General features: G+C 53.0%; 16 protein-coding genes. 5 read left to right on the top strand and 11 right to left on the bottom strand.

The features are described 5' to 3' along the window. Positions 1–121: 121 nt before the first annotated feature. Together M2298_RS23015 and M2298_RS23020 are read right to left on the bottom strand one after the other, a co-directional pair. Positions 122–1,225, bottom strand: coding sequence for a citrate synthase/methylcitrate synthase (locus M2298_RS23015; RefSeq protein WP_173597977.1), 1,104 nt, complete (start codon positions 1,223–1,225; stop codon positions 122–124). A 119-nt stretch (positions 1,226–1,344) separates the two neighbouring features. Next, the gene (locus M2298_RS23020; protein WP_280649137.1) at positions 1,345–2,259 is read right to left on the bottom strand and encodes a LysR family transcriptional regulator; all 915 of its coding nucleotides are present in this window, start codon (positions 2,257–2,259) and stop codon (positions 1,345–1,347) included. 261 nt (positions 2,260–2,520) lie between these two features. On the opposite strand from M2298_RS23020, the gene M2298_RS23025 reads away from it, so the two are divergent. Continuing rightward, positions 2,521–4,167 (top strand): DUF6583 family protein, encoded by a 1,647-nt coding sequence (locus M2298_RS23025; protein ID WP_122966625.1) that lies wholly within the window; start codon positions 2,521–2,523, stop codon positions 4,165–4,167. Between the two features lie 63 nt (positions 4,168–4,230). Here the strand turns inward: M2298_RS23025 and M2298_RS23030 are convergent, their stop codons facing one another. From M2298_RS23030 to M2298_RS23040, 3 genes are all read right to left on the bottom strand, one after another. After that, positions 4,231–4,677: a metal-dependent hydrolase gene (locus tag M2298_RS23030; protein ID WP_229049798.1), complete on the bottom strand. Its 447-nt coding sequence runs from the start codon at positions 4,675–4,677 to the stop codon at positions 4,231–4,233. A 52-nt stretch (positions 4,678–4,729) separates the two neighbouring features. Next, positions 4,730–5,092: a cupin domain-containing protein gene (locus M2298_RS23035; protein WP_122966626.1), complete on the bottom strand. Its 363-nt coding sequence runs from the start codon at positions 5,090–5,092 to the stop codon at positions 4,730–4,732. An 84-nt stretch (positions 5,093–5,176) separates the two neighbouring features. Then, positions 5,177–7,000: an SgrR family transcriptional regulator gene (locus M2298_RS23040; RefSeq protein ID WP_280649151.1), complete on the bottom strand. Its 1,824-nt coding sequence runs from the start codon at positions 6,998–7,000 to the stop codon at positions 5,177–5,179. Between the two features lie 120 nt (positions 7,001–7,120). On the opposite strand from M2298_RS23040, the gene M2298_RS23045 reads away from it, so the two are divergent. Beyond that, positions 7,121–8,308, top strand: coding sequence for an MFS transporter (locus M2298_RS23045; RefSeq protein ID WP_242772962.1), 1,188 nt, complete (start codon positions 7,121–7,123; stop codon positions 8,306–8,308). A 135-nt stretch (positions 8,309–8,443) separates the two neighbouring features. On the opposite strand, the gene M2298_RS23050 is transcribed toward M2298_RS23045, so the two are convergent. The 5 genes from M2298_RS23050 to M2298_RS23070 all read right to left on the bottom strand — a co-directional run bounded on the left by M2298_RS23050 (position 8,444) and on the right by M2298_RS23070 (position 12,699). Beyond that, positions 8,444–10,132 (bottom strand): methyl-accepting chemotaxis protein, encoded by a 1,689-nt coding sequence (locus tag M2298_RS23050; RefSeq protein WP_280649138.1) that lies wholly within the window; start codon positions 10,130–10,132, stop codon positions 8,444–8,446. A gap of 190 nt (positions 10,133–10,322) precedes the next feature. Further along, positions 10,323–10,904: an ATP-dependent Clp endopeptidase proteolytic subunit ClpP gene (gene clpP, locus M2298_RS23055; RefSeq protein WP_122966630.1), complete on the bottom strand. Its 582-nt coding sequence runs from the start codon at positions 10,902–10,904 to the stop codon at positions 10,323–10,325. Between the two features lie 30 nt (positions 10,905–10,934). After that, on the bottom strand, positions 10,935–11,189 hold the full coding sequence (locus M2298_RS23060; RefSeq protein ID WP_122966631.1) for a hypothetical protein: 255 nt from the start codon (positions 11,187–11,189) through the stop codon (positions 10,935–10,937). Then, positions 11,186–11,779: a winged helix-turn-helix domain-containing protein gene (locus M2298_RS23065; RefSeq protein WP_122966632.1), complete on the bottom strand. Its 594-nt coding sequence runs from the start codon at positions 11,777–11,779 to the stop codon at positions 11,186–11,188. The genes M2298_RS23060 and M2298_RS23065 overlap by 4 nt, the downstream gene beginning before the upstream one ends. Before the next feature lie 161 nt (positions 11,780–11,940). Beyond that, positions 11,941–12,699 (bottom strand): MBL fold metallo-hydrolase, encoded by a 759-nt coding sequence (locus M2298_RS23070; protein WP_122966633.1) that lies wholly within the window; start codon positions 12,697–12,699, stop codon positions 11,941–11,943. 123 nt (positions 12,700–12,822) lie between these two features. Between M2298_RS23070 and M2298_RS23075 the strand changes: the two genes are divergently transcribed. The 3 genes from M2298_RS23075 to M2298_RS23085 all read left to right on the top strand — a co-directional run bounded on the left by M2298_RS23075 (position 12,823) and on the right by M2298_RS23085 (position 13,786). Continuing rightward, positions 12,823–13,236: an Lrp/AsnC family transcriptional regulator gene (locus tag M2298_RS23075; RefSeq protein ID WP_217023181.1), complete on the top strand. Its 414-nt coding sequence runs from the start codon at positions 12,823–12,825 to the stop codon at positions 13,234–13,236. 107 nt (positions 13,237–13,343) lie between these two features. Continuing rightward, positions 13,344–13,625 (top strand): hypothetical protein, encoded by a 282-nt coding sequence (locus M2298_RS23080; RefSeq protein WP_217365341.1) that lies wholly within the window; start codon positions 13,344–13,346, stop codon positions 13,623–13,625. A 26-nt stretch (positions 13,626–13,651) separates the two neighbouring features. Further along, positions 13,652–13,786: a hypothetical protein gene (locus M2298_RS23085; RefSeq protein ID WP_280649139.1), complete on the top strand. Its 135-nt coding sequence runs from the start codon at positions 13,652–13,654 to the stop codon at positions 13,784–13,786. A gap of 166 nt (positions 13,787–13,952) precedes the next feature. Here M2298_RS23085 and M2298_RS23090 read toward each other — a convergent pair whose 3' ends face one another. Continuing rightward, positions 13,953–14,261, bottom strand: a complete 309-nt coding sequence (locus M2298_RS23090) for a cupin domain-containing protein (RefSeq protein ID WP_063229484.1) — start codon at positions 14,259–14,261, stop codon at positions 13,953–13,955. Positions 14,262–14,438 lie beyond the last annotated feature (177 nt).

Genomic DNA, 14,438 nt, shown 5'->3' on the forward strand with positions numbered 1-14,438 from the left:
GCCCTGCTGCGGTTTCTCCTGTTTCCTCCCTCCACTACAGCTTCGCTCAACACCCACCTGGATTTTTCAGCAAAAAAAGCCATCCGCAACAACGGATAGCTTTTGTAAAAGGCAACGTCTATTATTCCGGCATCGAGCCGATGTAATTCGATTGCGGGCGAATGATGCGGTTTTTCGCAGCCTGCTCCAAAATATGAGCGCTCCAGCCAACTACGCGGCTCACGGCAAAAGTCGGAGTGAACAAGTTCTCATCCAACCCAACCGCGCGCATGACCGCAGCGGCGAAGAACTCCACGTTTGTGTTCAGCTTGCGGCCCGGTTTGTACTCGTCCAGCAGTTGCAAACCGACCTTTTCCACATGTGTTGCCAAGTCGAACCACGGATCGTCCGCCGACAGCTCGGAAGCCACCACACGCAAAGCCGTTGCACGCGGGTCGATCGTTTTGTAGACGCGATGACCGAAGCCCATCAGGCGGCCACCGCTTTCCAGCTTGCTGCGCAGCCACGGCTCCGCATTTTCCTTCGTGCCAATCGCTTCGATCATCTCCGTTACTTCCGACGGAGCGCCGCCGTGCAAAGGACCTTTTAAAGCCCCGATGGCTGCCACAATCGAAGAAATCAGGTCAGACTCGGTTGAACCGACGACACGGCCAGCAAAAGTAGAAGCGTTCATGCCATGCTCCTGCGTCAAAATCAGGTACGCATCCAGCGCACGAACATGAGCCGAGTTCGGCTTCTCGCCTTTTAGCATGTACAAATAGTTCGCCGTGTGATCCAGTTCCGGGTTAGGGGAGATCGGCTCGCGGCCTTCCAGACAGGCGAAGCGATACGCCACGATTGTAGGCATTTTCGCAGCCAGCGCAATCACCTCGTCAATCGTTGGCGGGAAGCCTTGGGAGGAGCTGCCCAGCGCGGAAACGCCTGTGCGCAGCACACTCATCATATCGACATCTGCCGGGATCAGCTTCAGGATTCCTTTGACATGCTCCGGCAGTTCGCGGTTTGCTTTCAATTTATTCTTTAATTCCGTCAGCTCCTGCTCGCTTGGCAAATGGCCGAACCAGAGCAAGTGCGCTACTTCTTCAAACGTGTGGTGAATAGCCAGATCGCGCGCCCAATAGCCGCGGTATACGAGCAATCCGTTGATTCCGTCTACCAGGCTCAGGTCTGTCTCCGCTACGGCGATTCCTTCCAGACCGATTGCCAAAGGATGTTGTTTTGTCATGATCGCCACTCCTTTTTCTTCTCTTTTCCCTTCAGTATATCGATTATTAATATGGAAGGGAAATAAAAGAAAAACCCGCTATCAATCACATTTTATAATCATTTGGCCCTTTGCTCTCCCTACTGCCTTCCCCCTTGCACAACCGAAGGCATCGGCGGATAGAGCGCCTGCAAAATCTCCATGAAATGCTTGACTGGCTCGCTAATTCCCACTTTCGGCACGAGCAGGTAAGAAGCCACCTTTGGCAGCACAAGCCCCGGCGTCGGCAGCTCGATAAAGCGATTTTCAAACAAATCCCGACTGACAGCCGACCGGGGCAAAAAAGACACGCCAAGCCCGTCTTCAATGAAGCGTTTGGTGATGTCCACCTGCGATACCGCCATCGTGCGCAAAGCAAGTCCTCTCTGGCGCAAAAGCAGCAGCAAATCGTCCCAGTAGCCCGGGTGATTGTGGGTCAGCAAACGGTTCGCCTGCACTTCCTGCTCCCAATCAGGCAAAGGAGCATCCATGTCGCCTCCGCTATGCGGTACAGCGAACACCACCGGATCTTCATACAGCAAGTACGTATCCAGCTGAAACTCGCCTGGCACCATCCGGGTCAGTCCCAAATCAGCCTGTCCACTCTGCACGAGCGGGCCGATCTCCACAGATTCGGCAATTTTGATCGAAATGTCTACATCCGGATATTGCTTGGTGAAACGGTGGAGCAGATGGGAGAAGCGGGCGCGGGCAATAATCGGCGAGACAGCCAGATGAAGCTTCTCCCGGTATCCTTGCCGCCACGCCTGCAAATCTTCCATGCTGTGGTGCCACTGTTCCAAAAGACCTTTTGCATGCGGCAGATAGCGCTTGCCCGCTGCCGTCAGCCTGACGCGTTTCCCAACCCGTTCAAACAGCTTGATCCCCAATTCCTTCTCCAGTTGTCGAATATGCTGGCTGACCGTTGGCTGGGCGATAAACAGCGCCTCAGCTGTCTGATGAAAATTTTCTGTTGTAGCCGCTACCAAAAACGTCTGCAGCACGCGAAAGTCCACACAATCTCCTCCTATCCATCCCCTTGTCTCTGTAGCCCGAAAAGCCGTCTGCCTTACCTGTTGTCGATTAGACAAGCTGTCCAGGGTGAAAAATTGGAACAAACACTTATATTTTTGGGTCTTTCTTCCTCATTTTTGAAAAAATTTACTGGAAATCACTTTCATCCTTCCCCCTTATGGTACAATACAAAATCGAGTGCGAAAAACCATTTACGGTTCGTACGCAAAAAAAAGAGAGAGTGTTACAAAGGGGAGGAACTCATGGAAACCACTACAAACGTGAACCCGCCACGCAAAAGCTCCAAAAAACCGCTGCTGATTGCGGGAGCAGCTGCTGTCGTTATTTTGGGGGGGCTCGGAACGGCCTACGCCAAATTCGACTTGTTCAAAAGCGCAAAAACGATCTACCTGCAATCGGAAGCGGAGAGCATGATGAAGTTCTCGTCCAACGTTTCCAAGGCTTATGGGGAATACGAAGAGTACATGAAGCCATATCTGGAAAAGCCTGTGCACTCCACAACCGAACTGTCTGATATTGCGATAGATGCTACAATCCCAGACCCGCAAGCACAAAAAATTCTCGATCTGCTGAAGAGCGCGAAAGTCGTCATGCAAAGCAACATCGACGAGCAAAAGCACCAGCAGCAAGGAAATCTCGAAGTTCATCTGAAAGACAAGAAGCTGGCTACGATTGAGTACTTCATGAACGACTCGCAGTTTGGCTTCCGTCTGCCTGATTTTTACTCGAAATACGGCTACATGGACTTGAAAGACCGCGATGCCCTCAAGCAAAAATACGGTCAAGAGATGCCTAAGCGTTTCCTCACCTATCGCGAACTGATGGAAGCAGTCCGCTTCAACCAGGATGAAGTGAAAAGCGTGCTGACTCCGTATGCTTTGCTGTACGCAGATTCGATCAAGGACACGCAAGTAGCAATCAACAAGGATGCTTCCTTCTCGGAAGAAGGCTTCAAGGAAAGCGCTCGTGAAATCACTGTGACTTTTACCGAAGAAGAGGCAAAAGCGCTCGCAACCAAGCTGGCAGAAAAAGCGAAAGCGGACACGAAGCTGTTTGATCTGATCTACACCCGCTACCACAACGTCGCTACCTTGATGGCTGACAGCGGTTATGTGGTAGATGAAGTTTCCAAAGAAGAGTTCAAGAAAGACTACGATCAAGGCTTCGATGACTTGCTGAAAGACATTAGCGACAGCTCTACAGCGAGCAAGGAACAAGTGAAAATGGTCGTGCTCGTAGACGGCGATCACCAAATCTTGTCCCGCAAACTGATGTTTACTGGGGAAGACAACAAACAGGAAAACTTGTTCTTCTCAAGCACCGCTTACCAAAAAGGCGCGGACAGCTACTATCGCTTCGCCATCCACAACCCGGAAGATCCGAAAAACGGCGAAGTATCCTACACGTACAAAGCGACTGAGCAAAGCGGCAAAACAAACGGCAAGCTGAATCTCCTGGTAAAAGAGAACGAGCAGCCAGCGCTTGATCTGTCGACAACATTTGAAACCGTCAAAGAAGGCAAAAAAGTAGACGGCAAGTACGATTTCGCAGTCGTTCTGGCAGACGAATACTCCGAGCCGATCGCTCTGAGCGGGAACGTCACTGTATCCGAGACATCTACAGATGCCGGGCGCGATTCCGACGCCAGCGTGAAAATCAACTTTGACCAGGCGACTCCAGACATGCCAAAAGGTATCAGCCTGAAAATGAAGTCCAAGCAAGAATTTGGCAAAGCGCTGGAAATTCCAGCCATGACAGCTGACAATGCCCTCAACCTGGCAACCATGACCGATGAGCAAATGATGGAAGTCCAACAAGAGGCAGGAGCCGCAGCAGAAAAATTCATGGCGGAAAACGCCGAACTGGTCCAACAATTCATGATGCCATAAGCATCGCAACTGCGAGAATAAAAAGAACCTTGTCCACTGTGAAGTGCGGCAAGGTTCTTTTTCTTACATATATCCCATGTAGATGATGTAGACGATCGCCGCATAAAAGACGAGACGATCTACGGTTCCATAAAGCGCGCGCGACAGGCGCACACCTACCCAGCCCATTCGCAGCGGCCAAAACAGCTGAATACGCCCCACCAGCATGTCGCTGATCAGGTGCGAGAGCAATCCCCACAAGGCCGCCCAGCCCTCCGGGGAATCGCCCCAAAAAGCAGCCGGAAGCAACAAAATGACCCACGAATGCGTCAGCGTCCGGTGCCCAAGCCCTTTTTGCAGCATTTTGGACACAGGGCCCAGGAAATGCCCCAGCTTGCTTCTCGCCTGATCGATATCTGGCACTAGCGCCATCGTGGCACCGATTACGCTCCCCTTCCAGGAAGGGTACGCCCAGTATCCCGCGATTGCGCCAAGGAGCATATGTGTCTTCCACGTCATTTCTTTTTTCACACCGACTTTCTCAAGATGATCTTCCTCGTGCATGTGGAGTTGGCGTGAACCATTATGCTTCCAACAACGTCATGAAGCTGTCGGGATCAAGCTCCTCTCCCTCGATCACGATCGCTGTCATCCCAGACTCTGTTCCCGATTCGTGACCCTCGCCCGCCTGCCAAAAAGCCGCCTGGCCCGCCTGAATCGGAATCCGCTCGTCATCCTCTCCCCGCACCCAGCCCTCTCCGTTGACCACGAGAAAGAGCTGCGGGCAAACAGCCGGATGATAGCCTACTACCCCGCCGGCTTTTACATGAATACAGCCGATAGACACAGCATCTTTCGTACGCAAAATGCGGGAAAACACCGCGCCGACAGAATCAAAACGCTCGATCTCTCTCCCAGCCTGTTCGTCAAATCGGAATCGTCTCATCGTCTCTCCCCCATTTTTCGCACTGAACTCCTATCTTATCGCAATCGCCACATTCGTGACAGACTCTGTTTTCGGCGCTCTCCTTCATTTTGGTGTGGCGATATGCGCCTGTTTGAACCAGATGTCCTTGTAATTGGCTTGGCCCAGCGCATTTAACGAGACTCCGGCAAGTGCCGAGTGGTAAACCGAATGCTGCCTTGTATGGTACAAAAACAGCAGAGCGCACCGCTCGGCCAGTAGCATCTCGATACGCCGCAGCCTCCTTTGCTGCCCTTCCTCGCCCTGTTCCTCCGTCAAAAGCTCCAGTTCACGATCAATCCGCTCGCGCAAGGCCGGATTCCACAAGTTCCGGGCAAAGCTGATGTCCGAGCGAAAAAACTCGACCATCCCCAAAATCCACTGCTCATCAAAAACCTCTCCCGCCAAAACGAGATCGGCTTGAAGCAATACCTCCGGCTTTTTCAACGTTTCAATCGGCACAATCGTCACATCGACGTGGACACCATGCTCCATCAGCTGTTGCTGCACCCACTCGACGTTGTTTTCATTGCCCGCGCCTTCGTATGTATACAGCTTCAAGCGCTCTCCCCTGTAACCGCTGTCCTTTACGGCAGCCTGTTTTTCCTCGCGGCTTCCCGCTGCCAGAGCGGGTTCGATCCCCGGAACTTCCGGAAAAAAGCTGTAGGCCCGCCCGTAGCGGTTTCCTTTCAGTTCGGCAATCATCTGCTTGCGCGAGAGGATGCTATCCACAGCCTGACGAAAAGCGCGGTTTTGCTGCGGGCCTTGCCGATTCAGGTTAAACGCAAGGTAAGTAGCCCCTCGCTCCACTTGCTTCAACTCCTGCCAGCTGCCCAGCGGCTTCGGCATGCTCCAGGCTGTCTGGAAATGGACTTCTTTTTCCGTAGCAAAAAACTTCTCGCTGCGCTTGTCAAATTGCGGCACTACCCAGATTTCCACCCGATCCAAGTGTGCTCGTCCCTGAAAATAAGCGGGAAATGCCTCCAGAACAAACTGTTGCTCATCATTCGTCACCAGCCGAAAAGGCCCGCTTCCGACTGGCAAGCGACTGAACTCCTCGCCTTTTTGCTGCACCATGTCCACCGGAACGATGGACAGACGATCCGAAGCGAGACAGGCAGGCAGCAGCCGATTGGGCCGTCTTAGCCGGATGTGCAAAACGTTGGCGCCAAGAGCCGCCATTCGCTCCACATCTTCAAGCATCCAGCGATACGGCGATCCCGTCTGAGGATCAGCCACCCGCTCCAATGTCCGAACTACATCCTGCGCGGTCAACTCCCGCCCGTGATGAAACAAGACTCCTTTTCGCAAATAAAAGGTCCACTCCGTCCCTGCCGCATTCGTCTCCCAATGATGAGCCAAACGCGGCTTGTAGGCATGTTCCTTAGCATCGTAGCTGATCAGCGTATCGAAAATTTGCCTGACCATGTGCGACTCTGTGCGTCTGTTCACAAAAGCCGGGTCAAGACGGGGAATCGTTCTGTAAAAAGACATGCGCAGCGTGTCCAATGTCCGCTCTTCGACAATTTGACTGTGAAAGCCGAATTGCCCGGAGAGCCAGTCAAAAAAGCGTTCCCTGCCCCCGGCAGGAAGACGGGACTCTTGCAGCAACTGCATAGCCCGCTCCAGATCGCCTTGCTCAATCTGGGCTTTGGCGAGCGGCATGACAATCTGCTCGACACTGCGCAAAAAGACAAGCTGCGAGCCGATTCCCCGCCCTCTGCCCGGCGTCCATTCGATCCAGCCTTGTTCGACCAGCTGCTTGATGATTTTTTTGACGTTGCGTTCCGTACAGCACAAAATCTCCGCCAGCTCGTGAAGCGTAATCGCTTGCGCTTCGCCCTCCTGCCTGTTGGCAAAATGTTGGCGCAAGCGCAAGTAATGATACACAATCTGCAAAGTTGCCTCACTTCTTTCTGTAAAAAGGGGAACTGCCTCTGCTACTACTCTACCCTTTTTCTTCCCCTTTTTCCAACTACAATGGAGAACGAAAAGGGGGTTTTGATTTTCATGCCGATCTGGCGCAATCGACCGTTTCTCATCTTGTTTTGCACGTCCACACTGCTTGCTTGCGGCAGCAAAGTATACGAACTGGCCCTGCCGCTCATTTTGTACGACATGACGCAGTCAGCCATAGCGATGACCACGATGAAAAGCATCGAGTTTTTGCCCAACCTGCTGCTCGCCATGTTCATTGGCGTATGGGTCGACCGCTTTTCGAAAAAGCGCTGGTCGCAATGGATGGTCTTCGGGCAAATGGTGCTGCTGTTTTCACTGTACGCCTTGTCCGCGGCTGGGCACGCCCAGGTCATTCATTACTACATCGCCGGATTTTTTCTGATGGCGTTCAACTACGGCTTTCAAAATGCAAGGGTGAGCATGATCAAGCAAGTCGTGCCTACGCCGCTGCTCACCGCGGCAAATGCCCGTTTTTCGTTCATGAGCACGTTCATTGAAATTATGGGCCCAGCGATTACCGGATTTATTTTGCTGCTGTCCAGTCTGTACTCAGGGCTTCTGATCACAGGCGTAGCCTATATGCTCGCTTTCATCGCGATCTCGTTCCTGGAAAAAGCCGATCCACCTGCTGCGCAAAAAGCCGGGTTCTGGCAGGAGCTAAAAGCTGGCTGGGCCGAGCTGTTGAGCAATAAACCGCTTTGGCATATCACGCTGCTCGTCATTTTTCTCAACGCGACTTCCGGCATGTACGACGCCATGATCATTTTCTTTGCCAAAGATCATTTGCGTCTCGATACTTCTACATTGGGGCTGGTCTTGTCTGTCGCCGGGCTTGGCGGCTTGATCGGCAGCTCCATCGTCGCTCCGCTGCGGCGGCGCTTTCCGCTCGGGAAAATGATGGGCGTAACGATTCTGTCACTCGGCTTCTCCTCTCTGCTCATGGTCTTCGCCACCAGTACGTGGCTGCTCTGCCTGTCCCTGTTTCTCACCGGGCTGATCGCTACGATTGAAAATGTCTGTATCTGGACGTTTCGCCAGGAGACTACGCCCGCCCATCTGATCGGGCGGATTAGCGGCATTACCGGCTCGATTTTCAAGCTGGGAATCGTCTTCTCTATCTTCGGCTCCGGCTTCATGACGGTGTCGATCGGCCCGTGGGCAGTCTTTCTTGTCGCAGCTCTCGGCAACATGCTGATCTTTCTCGTCTACCGCAAGCTGTCCTTGTGGCGGCTGGCCTGATCCGGCAATCACCGCACTCTCGCTTTATGTGGCAAAGAAAAAGCCACTTGCAGTTTTTTCGTGCCTGCAAGTGGCTTTTCGTCTTCGCGCATGGTGTTTCGCTGCACGACAGCATTCCATTTGGTATCCTAGCCTTTATGCTTTGAAGCGGCTGATCATCTTCTCCAAATCCTCCGCCAAATTGGCGAGAGAAGCAGCCGAGGAATGAATTTCCTGCATGGAGGCAAGCTGCTGTTCTGTCGCCGCAGATACGTCCAAAGTCCGGCTGACAGCGGTGTGCGTGACGGAAGCGATCAGCTCCATCGACGCTGCGACTTTTCCCGTGCTCTCTGTCAAGGTACGCGAGGCTTCCGAAACGCTCTCCACGTCTTTTGCCACACTGACAACCGCATCGCGGATGTGCGAAAAGACTTCGCCCGCCGTCGCGACACCTTCCATCCCCGCTGCCACCTCGTCCGAGCCTTTTTGCATCGACGTTACTGCATCAAGTGTCTCTGCGCGTATGGCGCTAACCAGCTGGGTGATTTCCTGTGCGGACGCAGACGCCTGTTCGGCCAGCTTTCTCACCTCATCTGCGACTACCGCAAAGCCTCTGCCTTGCTCACCCGCCCGGGCCGCTTCGATGGCCGCATTGAGCGCGAGCAGATTGGTTTGACCCGCGATTTGCGTGATCACCTCGACAATTTGCCCAATCTGCTCCGAGCGGCTGCCCAGTCCGCTGACCGCATGAGCCAGTTGCTGCATCGTTTCACCGACGCCGTTCATCTGTTCTACCGCAAGCTGAATCGTCCGGGTTCCTCCCGTCGCCAGCTCCGAGGCGTTCAGTGCCGCAGCCGAGACATTTTGCGCACGCGCAGCGATTTGTCCGATGCCTGCGGTCATCTCCTGCACTTCCTTGTCGCCCTCTTCCACTTGATGCGCTTGCACATCTGCGCCTGTAGCCATTTCCTGGATCGTTTCCGCGATTTGCTCGGTTGCCTTGCTAGTCTGCTCCGAGCTGGCCGTCAACTGCTCTGCCGCAGCCGCTACTTGCTGGGCGTGCCCGCGAATCTGGGAAATGAGCGTGCGCAGATTGGCCAGCATCCGGTTAAAGGACGCAGCCAACTCGCCGATCTCGTCTTTGGAGGACACCGTCAGCTCCTTCGTCAGATCGCCTTCCCCATCTGCTATGGCAGCCAACTGCTCGTTAACGCGATTGAGCGGACGAATGATCGCCCGAATCAACAGTCCGCCAATGACGACAGCTACAAGAACTCCTGCGACACTAAAAGCAATCTGGATGTTGACGGACACGACTTCCCGTTCACGCAGCGACTGATCGTCGGCTTCTTTTTCCCGGCGAACATCCTCCATGAGCGTGCTTACCGTCGAATCAAGCTTCTTTCGCGCTTGCCGCTCCAATCCAAAATGATAGACCATCGATTCTTCCCGTCTGCCTTCGTCCAAAGCTGCCACGGCCTTGTCGCTTGCGGCCAAGTACCCTTGATAAAGTTTCTTCGCTTCTTGCAGCGTTGCTTTTTGCTGCTCCGTAATATCCTCGTACTCGTCCAGCTTTTGAAACAGCGCTTCGATTTTGCCTGCTTTCTCCTTCAACTCCTTGCGATACTCTTCATCGCCCGTGAGCACATAGCCGCGCTCGTCATTGTTTCGACCTGTGAGGGTAAACTGCATCTCGCGCAAATCGGTCAGGAACTCTCCGTCGTCGAGCATCTCCTCATAGGCAGATTTCAGTTGTTGCATATGAATGTACATATATGAGCCTGAGCTGAACATAACGGCCAAAATCAGGCTGAAAGCTAGAATGAATTTGGTTCTGATTTTCAAAAGAGTGCCTCCTCTTGTCGAAATGAATGTGATCATGTCGAAAATACTCGGATACCACCCTTTTTCTTTCCCTGTCCTTTTCCTCTTTAAACCAGGCTAAAAAAATATACGCATGTTTAGGGGCAAACGAAAAAGGCATCCTCGAAAACTAAGTTCCGAAGATGCCTCTGCGTCTATGTTTTACAAGCTTTTACAGCTTTTCAATAACTTTATCGATGATCCCGTACTCAAGCGCTTCGGCGGCGGACATGAAGTAGTCGCGGTCGGCATCCTTTTCGATCTGCTCAACCGACTTGCCTGTACGCTGGGCAATGATCGAGTAAAGCAGATTCCGATGCTTCATGATCCGCTCGGCAGCGATTTTAATATCGCTCGCCTGCCCCTGCGTGCCGCCCCATGGCTGGTGAATCATGACCTCTGCATTCGGCAGGGCGTAGCGTTTGCCGGGCGCTCCTGCCACCAGCAGCATCGCTCCCATCGAAGCAGCCATACCTGTGCAGATGGTGGATACGTCGGGCGCCACGAATTGCATGGTGTCGATGATCGCCATTCCCGCTGTCACCGAGCCGCCGGGGGAGTTGATGTACAAATGAATGTCTTTTTTCGGGTCCTCTGCCGCAAGAAACAGCAACTGGGCCACAATTGCATTTGCTACCTGATCATCAATGGCGCTGCCGAGAAAAATAATGCGATCTTTCAGCAGACGGGAGTAAATATCGTACGAACGCTCGCCATAACTCGTCTGCTCAACGACTACCGGAATCAAATTCATGCCAAACCCTCCTTTATATCCTTTAGGCTTTTAGGCTGCCATGCTCATACGTACGGACTGTGGCGGTACAGCCGCTGCCTTGCTTTTGCCAAACCCGGATGACACCTGAGTGATTACAGCAGGCTGGTCGCTCGAACCGATCGTCCACTCTGTCACTGCTGCTTCCCGTTCCACGTTGTTGCCGTTTGCCGGAAGCATGATGACGTTGTCTGCCTTCGGTTCGACCCGTCTTTCCCACACAACGACTGGTCTTGCTTTTACAGGCGCTGAAGCCTCTGCCTTCATGACGGCTCGCCTCCTTCTTTGGGATACACCGCGAGAATGACCTGATACGTCTCCTGTGCACTTGTCTTCGTCTGATACTTTTTGACGAGCTGATTGACGAGCTGCACGTATTCCTCGACAAAAGCTGCCCGCTGCTCCTCGCTGGCGAGGCGAATGCTCGTATCGAGCGTGGCACTCGGAATTTCTTTTTCCTGATCCGAGCGTTCCAGCAAAGCGAGGGCATCCCGCTTGATCCGCTCAGCCGTCTGGATCAAGTGCGACAAAGCTCCCTGATCCTTCATCTGCTGCACGGTGTCGTTAGCCCAGTTCAGCCCTTCGGAGAGCACGTACGTGCGAGCTATCGCCAAATACAGCACTTCAACCAGATTGCGGACCTGCCGACTCCCTACGCGCCTGACCAGCCCGACCTTTTCCAAAGCTTTCAGGTGATAATTCACCCGCTGTGGAATCTCGTTGATTCCCCGCGCTACTTCCGCCGCTGAAGCAGGCTCCGCCAATCGGCTCAAAATCTCGGCCCTGAGCGGATTCAACAACGCCATCGCCTGCTCGGGCGTTTCGACGATATACGTTTCCAGCTGTTCGTGCGCCACAACAACACCTCATGACATTAATCATTTACGTAAAAATAGTTTATTACGTGACAACTCGTTTGTCAAATGCTGGCCAAGCCCGAATTTGCTCGCAGACGAAAAAGCAGCTCCGTCCGTCAGCGAAGCTGCTTCCTTTTTTCGATCACACCTTACCTCACAGGTCACAGGTGTGCAACGATCTCCCCGTCATTCGGCACGAGGACGCGTTTTTGCAGTTTGTGCTCGCCCAAAAACTCGCGAAGCTCGCTGCGCGACAACAGGCAGTGATTCCACGTCTCCATGTGGGCTACCAGCACGTGACTATCCGGTGCGGCTGCCGCCACAGATGCTATGTCCTCTTTTGTCATCGTGATCGGATCGCCCGCCAAAAACCTTGCCGCCCCGGCGAACACGACGATGGCATCTGGCGAGAACCGTTGAATCGTCTGCCCTACCTCGTCGCACCAGATCGTATCTCCTGCCATGTACAAGGTCGGTTCGCCAGGGGCTTGCAGGACAAAACCGGAAACTGGCCCCATCGCTTTTCCGATCTCGCCTGTCCCGTGCTGCCCGGCTGTCCGATTCAGGCGAATCCCTTGCCAATCATGTTCGTCCTTGATGGCGGTAACCTGTGAAAATCCTTGTTGCAGCAGCATTTCCTCGTCTGGCTGCTGGCAGAACACAGGTAAATTCCGTGGCAACAGACTCATCGCTTTTTCGTCCAAATGATCGCGATGCGTATGGGTAATCACAATCGCGTCAACTCCTGCCAGCACTTCTTCCACAGAAAAAGGCAGGTCGACCAAAGGATTTGCCCGCTGATTCGGCGTGTTCGGTACAGCAGGCAGCTCCCCGGCATCGCTGAACATCGGGTCGATCAAAAACGTGCGGCCGCCGTAAGCCACTTTCAATGTGGCGTGTCTAACAAGTTGAATGTGCATCTCTTCACTGTCCTCCAGTCCCGATCGTATAATAGAAATGAGCTTGCTTTTATTGTAAAAAACAAACGCCTCTTCCCGCGAAACAAATACAGCGCCCCACTTTCACCGTGAAAGGAGATTTCCATGCCAGACCAAACCGACCTCGCCATTTTGGCCTTGCTGCGCCAAAACAGCCGCCTTTTGTGGAAAGACATCGGCGAACAGGTACATTTGAGCGGACAAGCCGTCGGCAACCGCATTCGCCGCCTGGAGGAACAAGGTATTATTACCGGCTACACTACACTCGTGGATGAAACAAAGCTGGCTCCGTCCCTCACTGCCATGGTCACCATGTTCATGAAGACGACCGATCACACGAGCTTTACTCGCTTCGTCACCTCCCGCAGCGAAGTTCTCGAAGCGCATCGCATCAGCGGAGAAGGCTGTTATACGATGAAAATCAACGTCCCTGACCAGTCCGCCCTCAACCGCTTTTTGGATGATCTCCTGCCCTTCGGCAACTATCGCGTCAACCTGTCTATCGGCAAAATCAAATAATCGGATCATTGGCAATGGAATCAATCCCCCTGCTTTTTAGGGTTGCTGGAATATGTGAACAGGAGTAGAATGATGGATACGAAAGGAGGAGGATCGCCGTGGAAGATATGCTGCTGCTGTTTTCACTGGATGATTTCTTCGCCTTGCTCGCCCTCTTTGTGGGTTGCTTCACCTCCGGCTTTTGCCTGAGACGTTGTGATCACCCGCAATTGCAGGCTTTTCGTTGGAGCACGAGTGACAGCTATCAACCCTCCATCAATCCTTGCTCGGTTGAAACTTATCCGATGGCAGCAAGGCAACCGCTGCGCTTCCGCATCATTCGGCGGATTCAGCACGCGAATGGCGACAAGGATACATACAGCTCCCTTTTTTTGGATCGCACGGCTTGAACCACATCCAAAAGGAGGTAGATCTTATGATCGCCAAATATATCGGAGAAGTTTTGTTGTTCGTTGTCGGTTTGCCTATCTTCGCTTACCAAACCGGAGAAAGCTTGCACGCTTTGGCAGACACATTCGCACAAATGTCCGATTTCGTTAACTGGAAATAAACATGTCCGCTAGTGGGCAACGATACAAAAAGACCTGGCCGTCCTGCGACAGTCAGGTCTTTTTCTGCGGAAAAAACCTCGGCGTATTTCGTAAACGCAGATGTGCCCGCATGCAGCAGCATCTTGTCCTTCAAAAAAAAGGAGCGCTTGGTCATGACCACTTGTGTTACTTGGTATGAATGCGGTCGCCTCGCGTTGTCGGCTGGGAAATGACCAGAAATTCCACGTCTGCGCTACTCTCGTTTTTCATCTGATGCTTGGCCCCCGGAGGTACTTCTACCCCTTCCTGGACGCCAATCTCATACCGAACGCCTTCTACTTCAAGTACGGCCTGTCCACAGAGCACGAAAAAAAATTGCCGGGAACGCTCATGATAATGGCGCACCTCCGCCGTATTGGCTGGCATTCGCTCAAAAATGACGCTCAAATCCTGGCCTTTGACCAGATGCCAACCGTCGCAATTGTCGCCCCACATGTAATGCTCGGCATTGTGCTTGCTCACTTTTAGCGTATCGTTTGCCTGTTCCGCCACTGACTTTCCCCCTGTTTTTTACTTTCCATGATGACATGCCCGCAGTCTTGCTGCCACTGTTTCTTTACTTTTTCTCCCCGTTATGTTAAAATGTAATTGTATCGCAAATGAATATTCGTT

Source organism: Brevibacillus sp. 1238 (assembly GCF_029892995.1).
GTDB lineage: Bacteria > Bacillota > Bacilli > Brevibacillales > Brevibacillaceae > Brevibacillus > Brevibacillus parabrevis.

What these genes read in the sequence shown, in the direction of transcription:
- M2298_RS23080 (WP_217365341.1), top strand. Translation starts at nt 13,344, where the DNA reads ATGCTGCTGCTGTTTTCACTGGATGATTTCTTCGCCTTGCTCGCCCTC.
- M2298_RS23025 (WP_122966625.1), top strand. Translation starts at nt 2,521, where the DNA reads ATGGAAACCACTACAAACGTGAACCCGCCACGCAAAAGCTCCAAAAAA.
- M2298_RS23075 (WP_217023181.1), top strand. Translation starts at nt 12,823, where the DNA reads ATGCCAGACCAAACCGACCTCGCCATTTTGGCCTTGCTGCGCCAAAAC.
- M2298_RS23035 (WP_122966626.1), bottom strand. Translation starts at nt 5,092, where the DNA reads ATGAGACGATTCCGATTTGACGAACAGGCTGGGAGAGAGATCGAGCGT.
- clpP (WP_122966630.1), bottom strand. Translation starts at nt 10,904, where the DNA reads ATGAATTTGATTCCGGTAGTCGTTGAGCAGACGAGTTATGGCGAGCGT.
- M2298_RS23015 (WP_173597977.1), bottom strand. Translation starts at nt 1,225, where the DNA reads ATGACAAAACAACATCCTTTGGCAATCGGTCTGGAAGGAATCGCCGTA.
- M2298_RS23085 (WP_280649139.1), top strand. Translation starts at nt 13,652, where the DNA reads ATGATCGCCAAATATATCGGAGAAGTTTTGTTGTTCGTTGTCGGTTTG.
- M2298_RS23070 (WP_122966633.1), bottom strand. Translation starts at nt 12,699, where the DNA reads ATGCACATTCAACTTGTTAGACACGCCACATTGAAAGTGGCTTACGGC.
- M2298_RS23045 (WP_242772962.1), top strand. Translation starts at nt 7,121, where the DNA reads ATGCCGATCTGGCGCAATCGACCGTTTCTCATCTTGTTTTGCACGTCC.
- M2298_RS23090 (WP_063229484.1), bottom strand. Translation starts at nt 14,261, where the DNA reads ATGTGGGGCGACAATTGCGACGGTTGGCATCTGGTCAAAGGCCAGGAT.
- M2298_RS23060 (WP_122966631.1), bottom strand. Translation starts at nt 11,189, where the DNA reads ATGAAGGCAGAGGCTTCAGCGCCTGTAAAAGCAAGACCAGTCGTTGTG.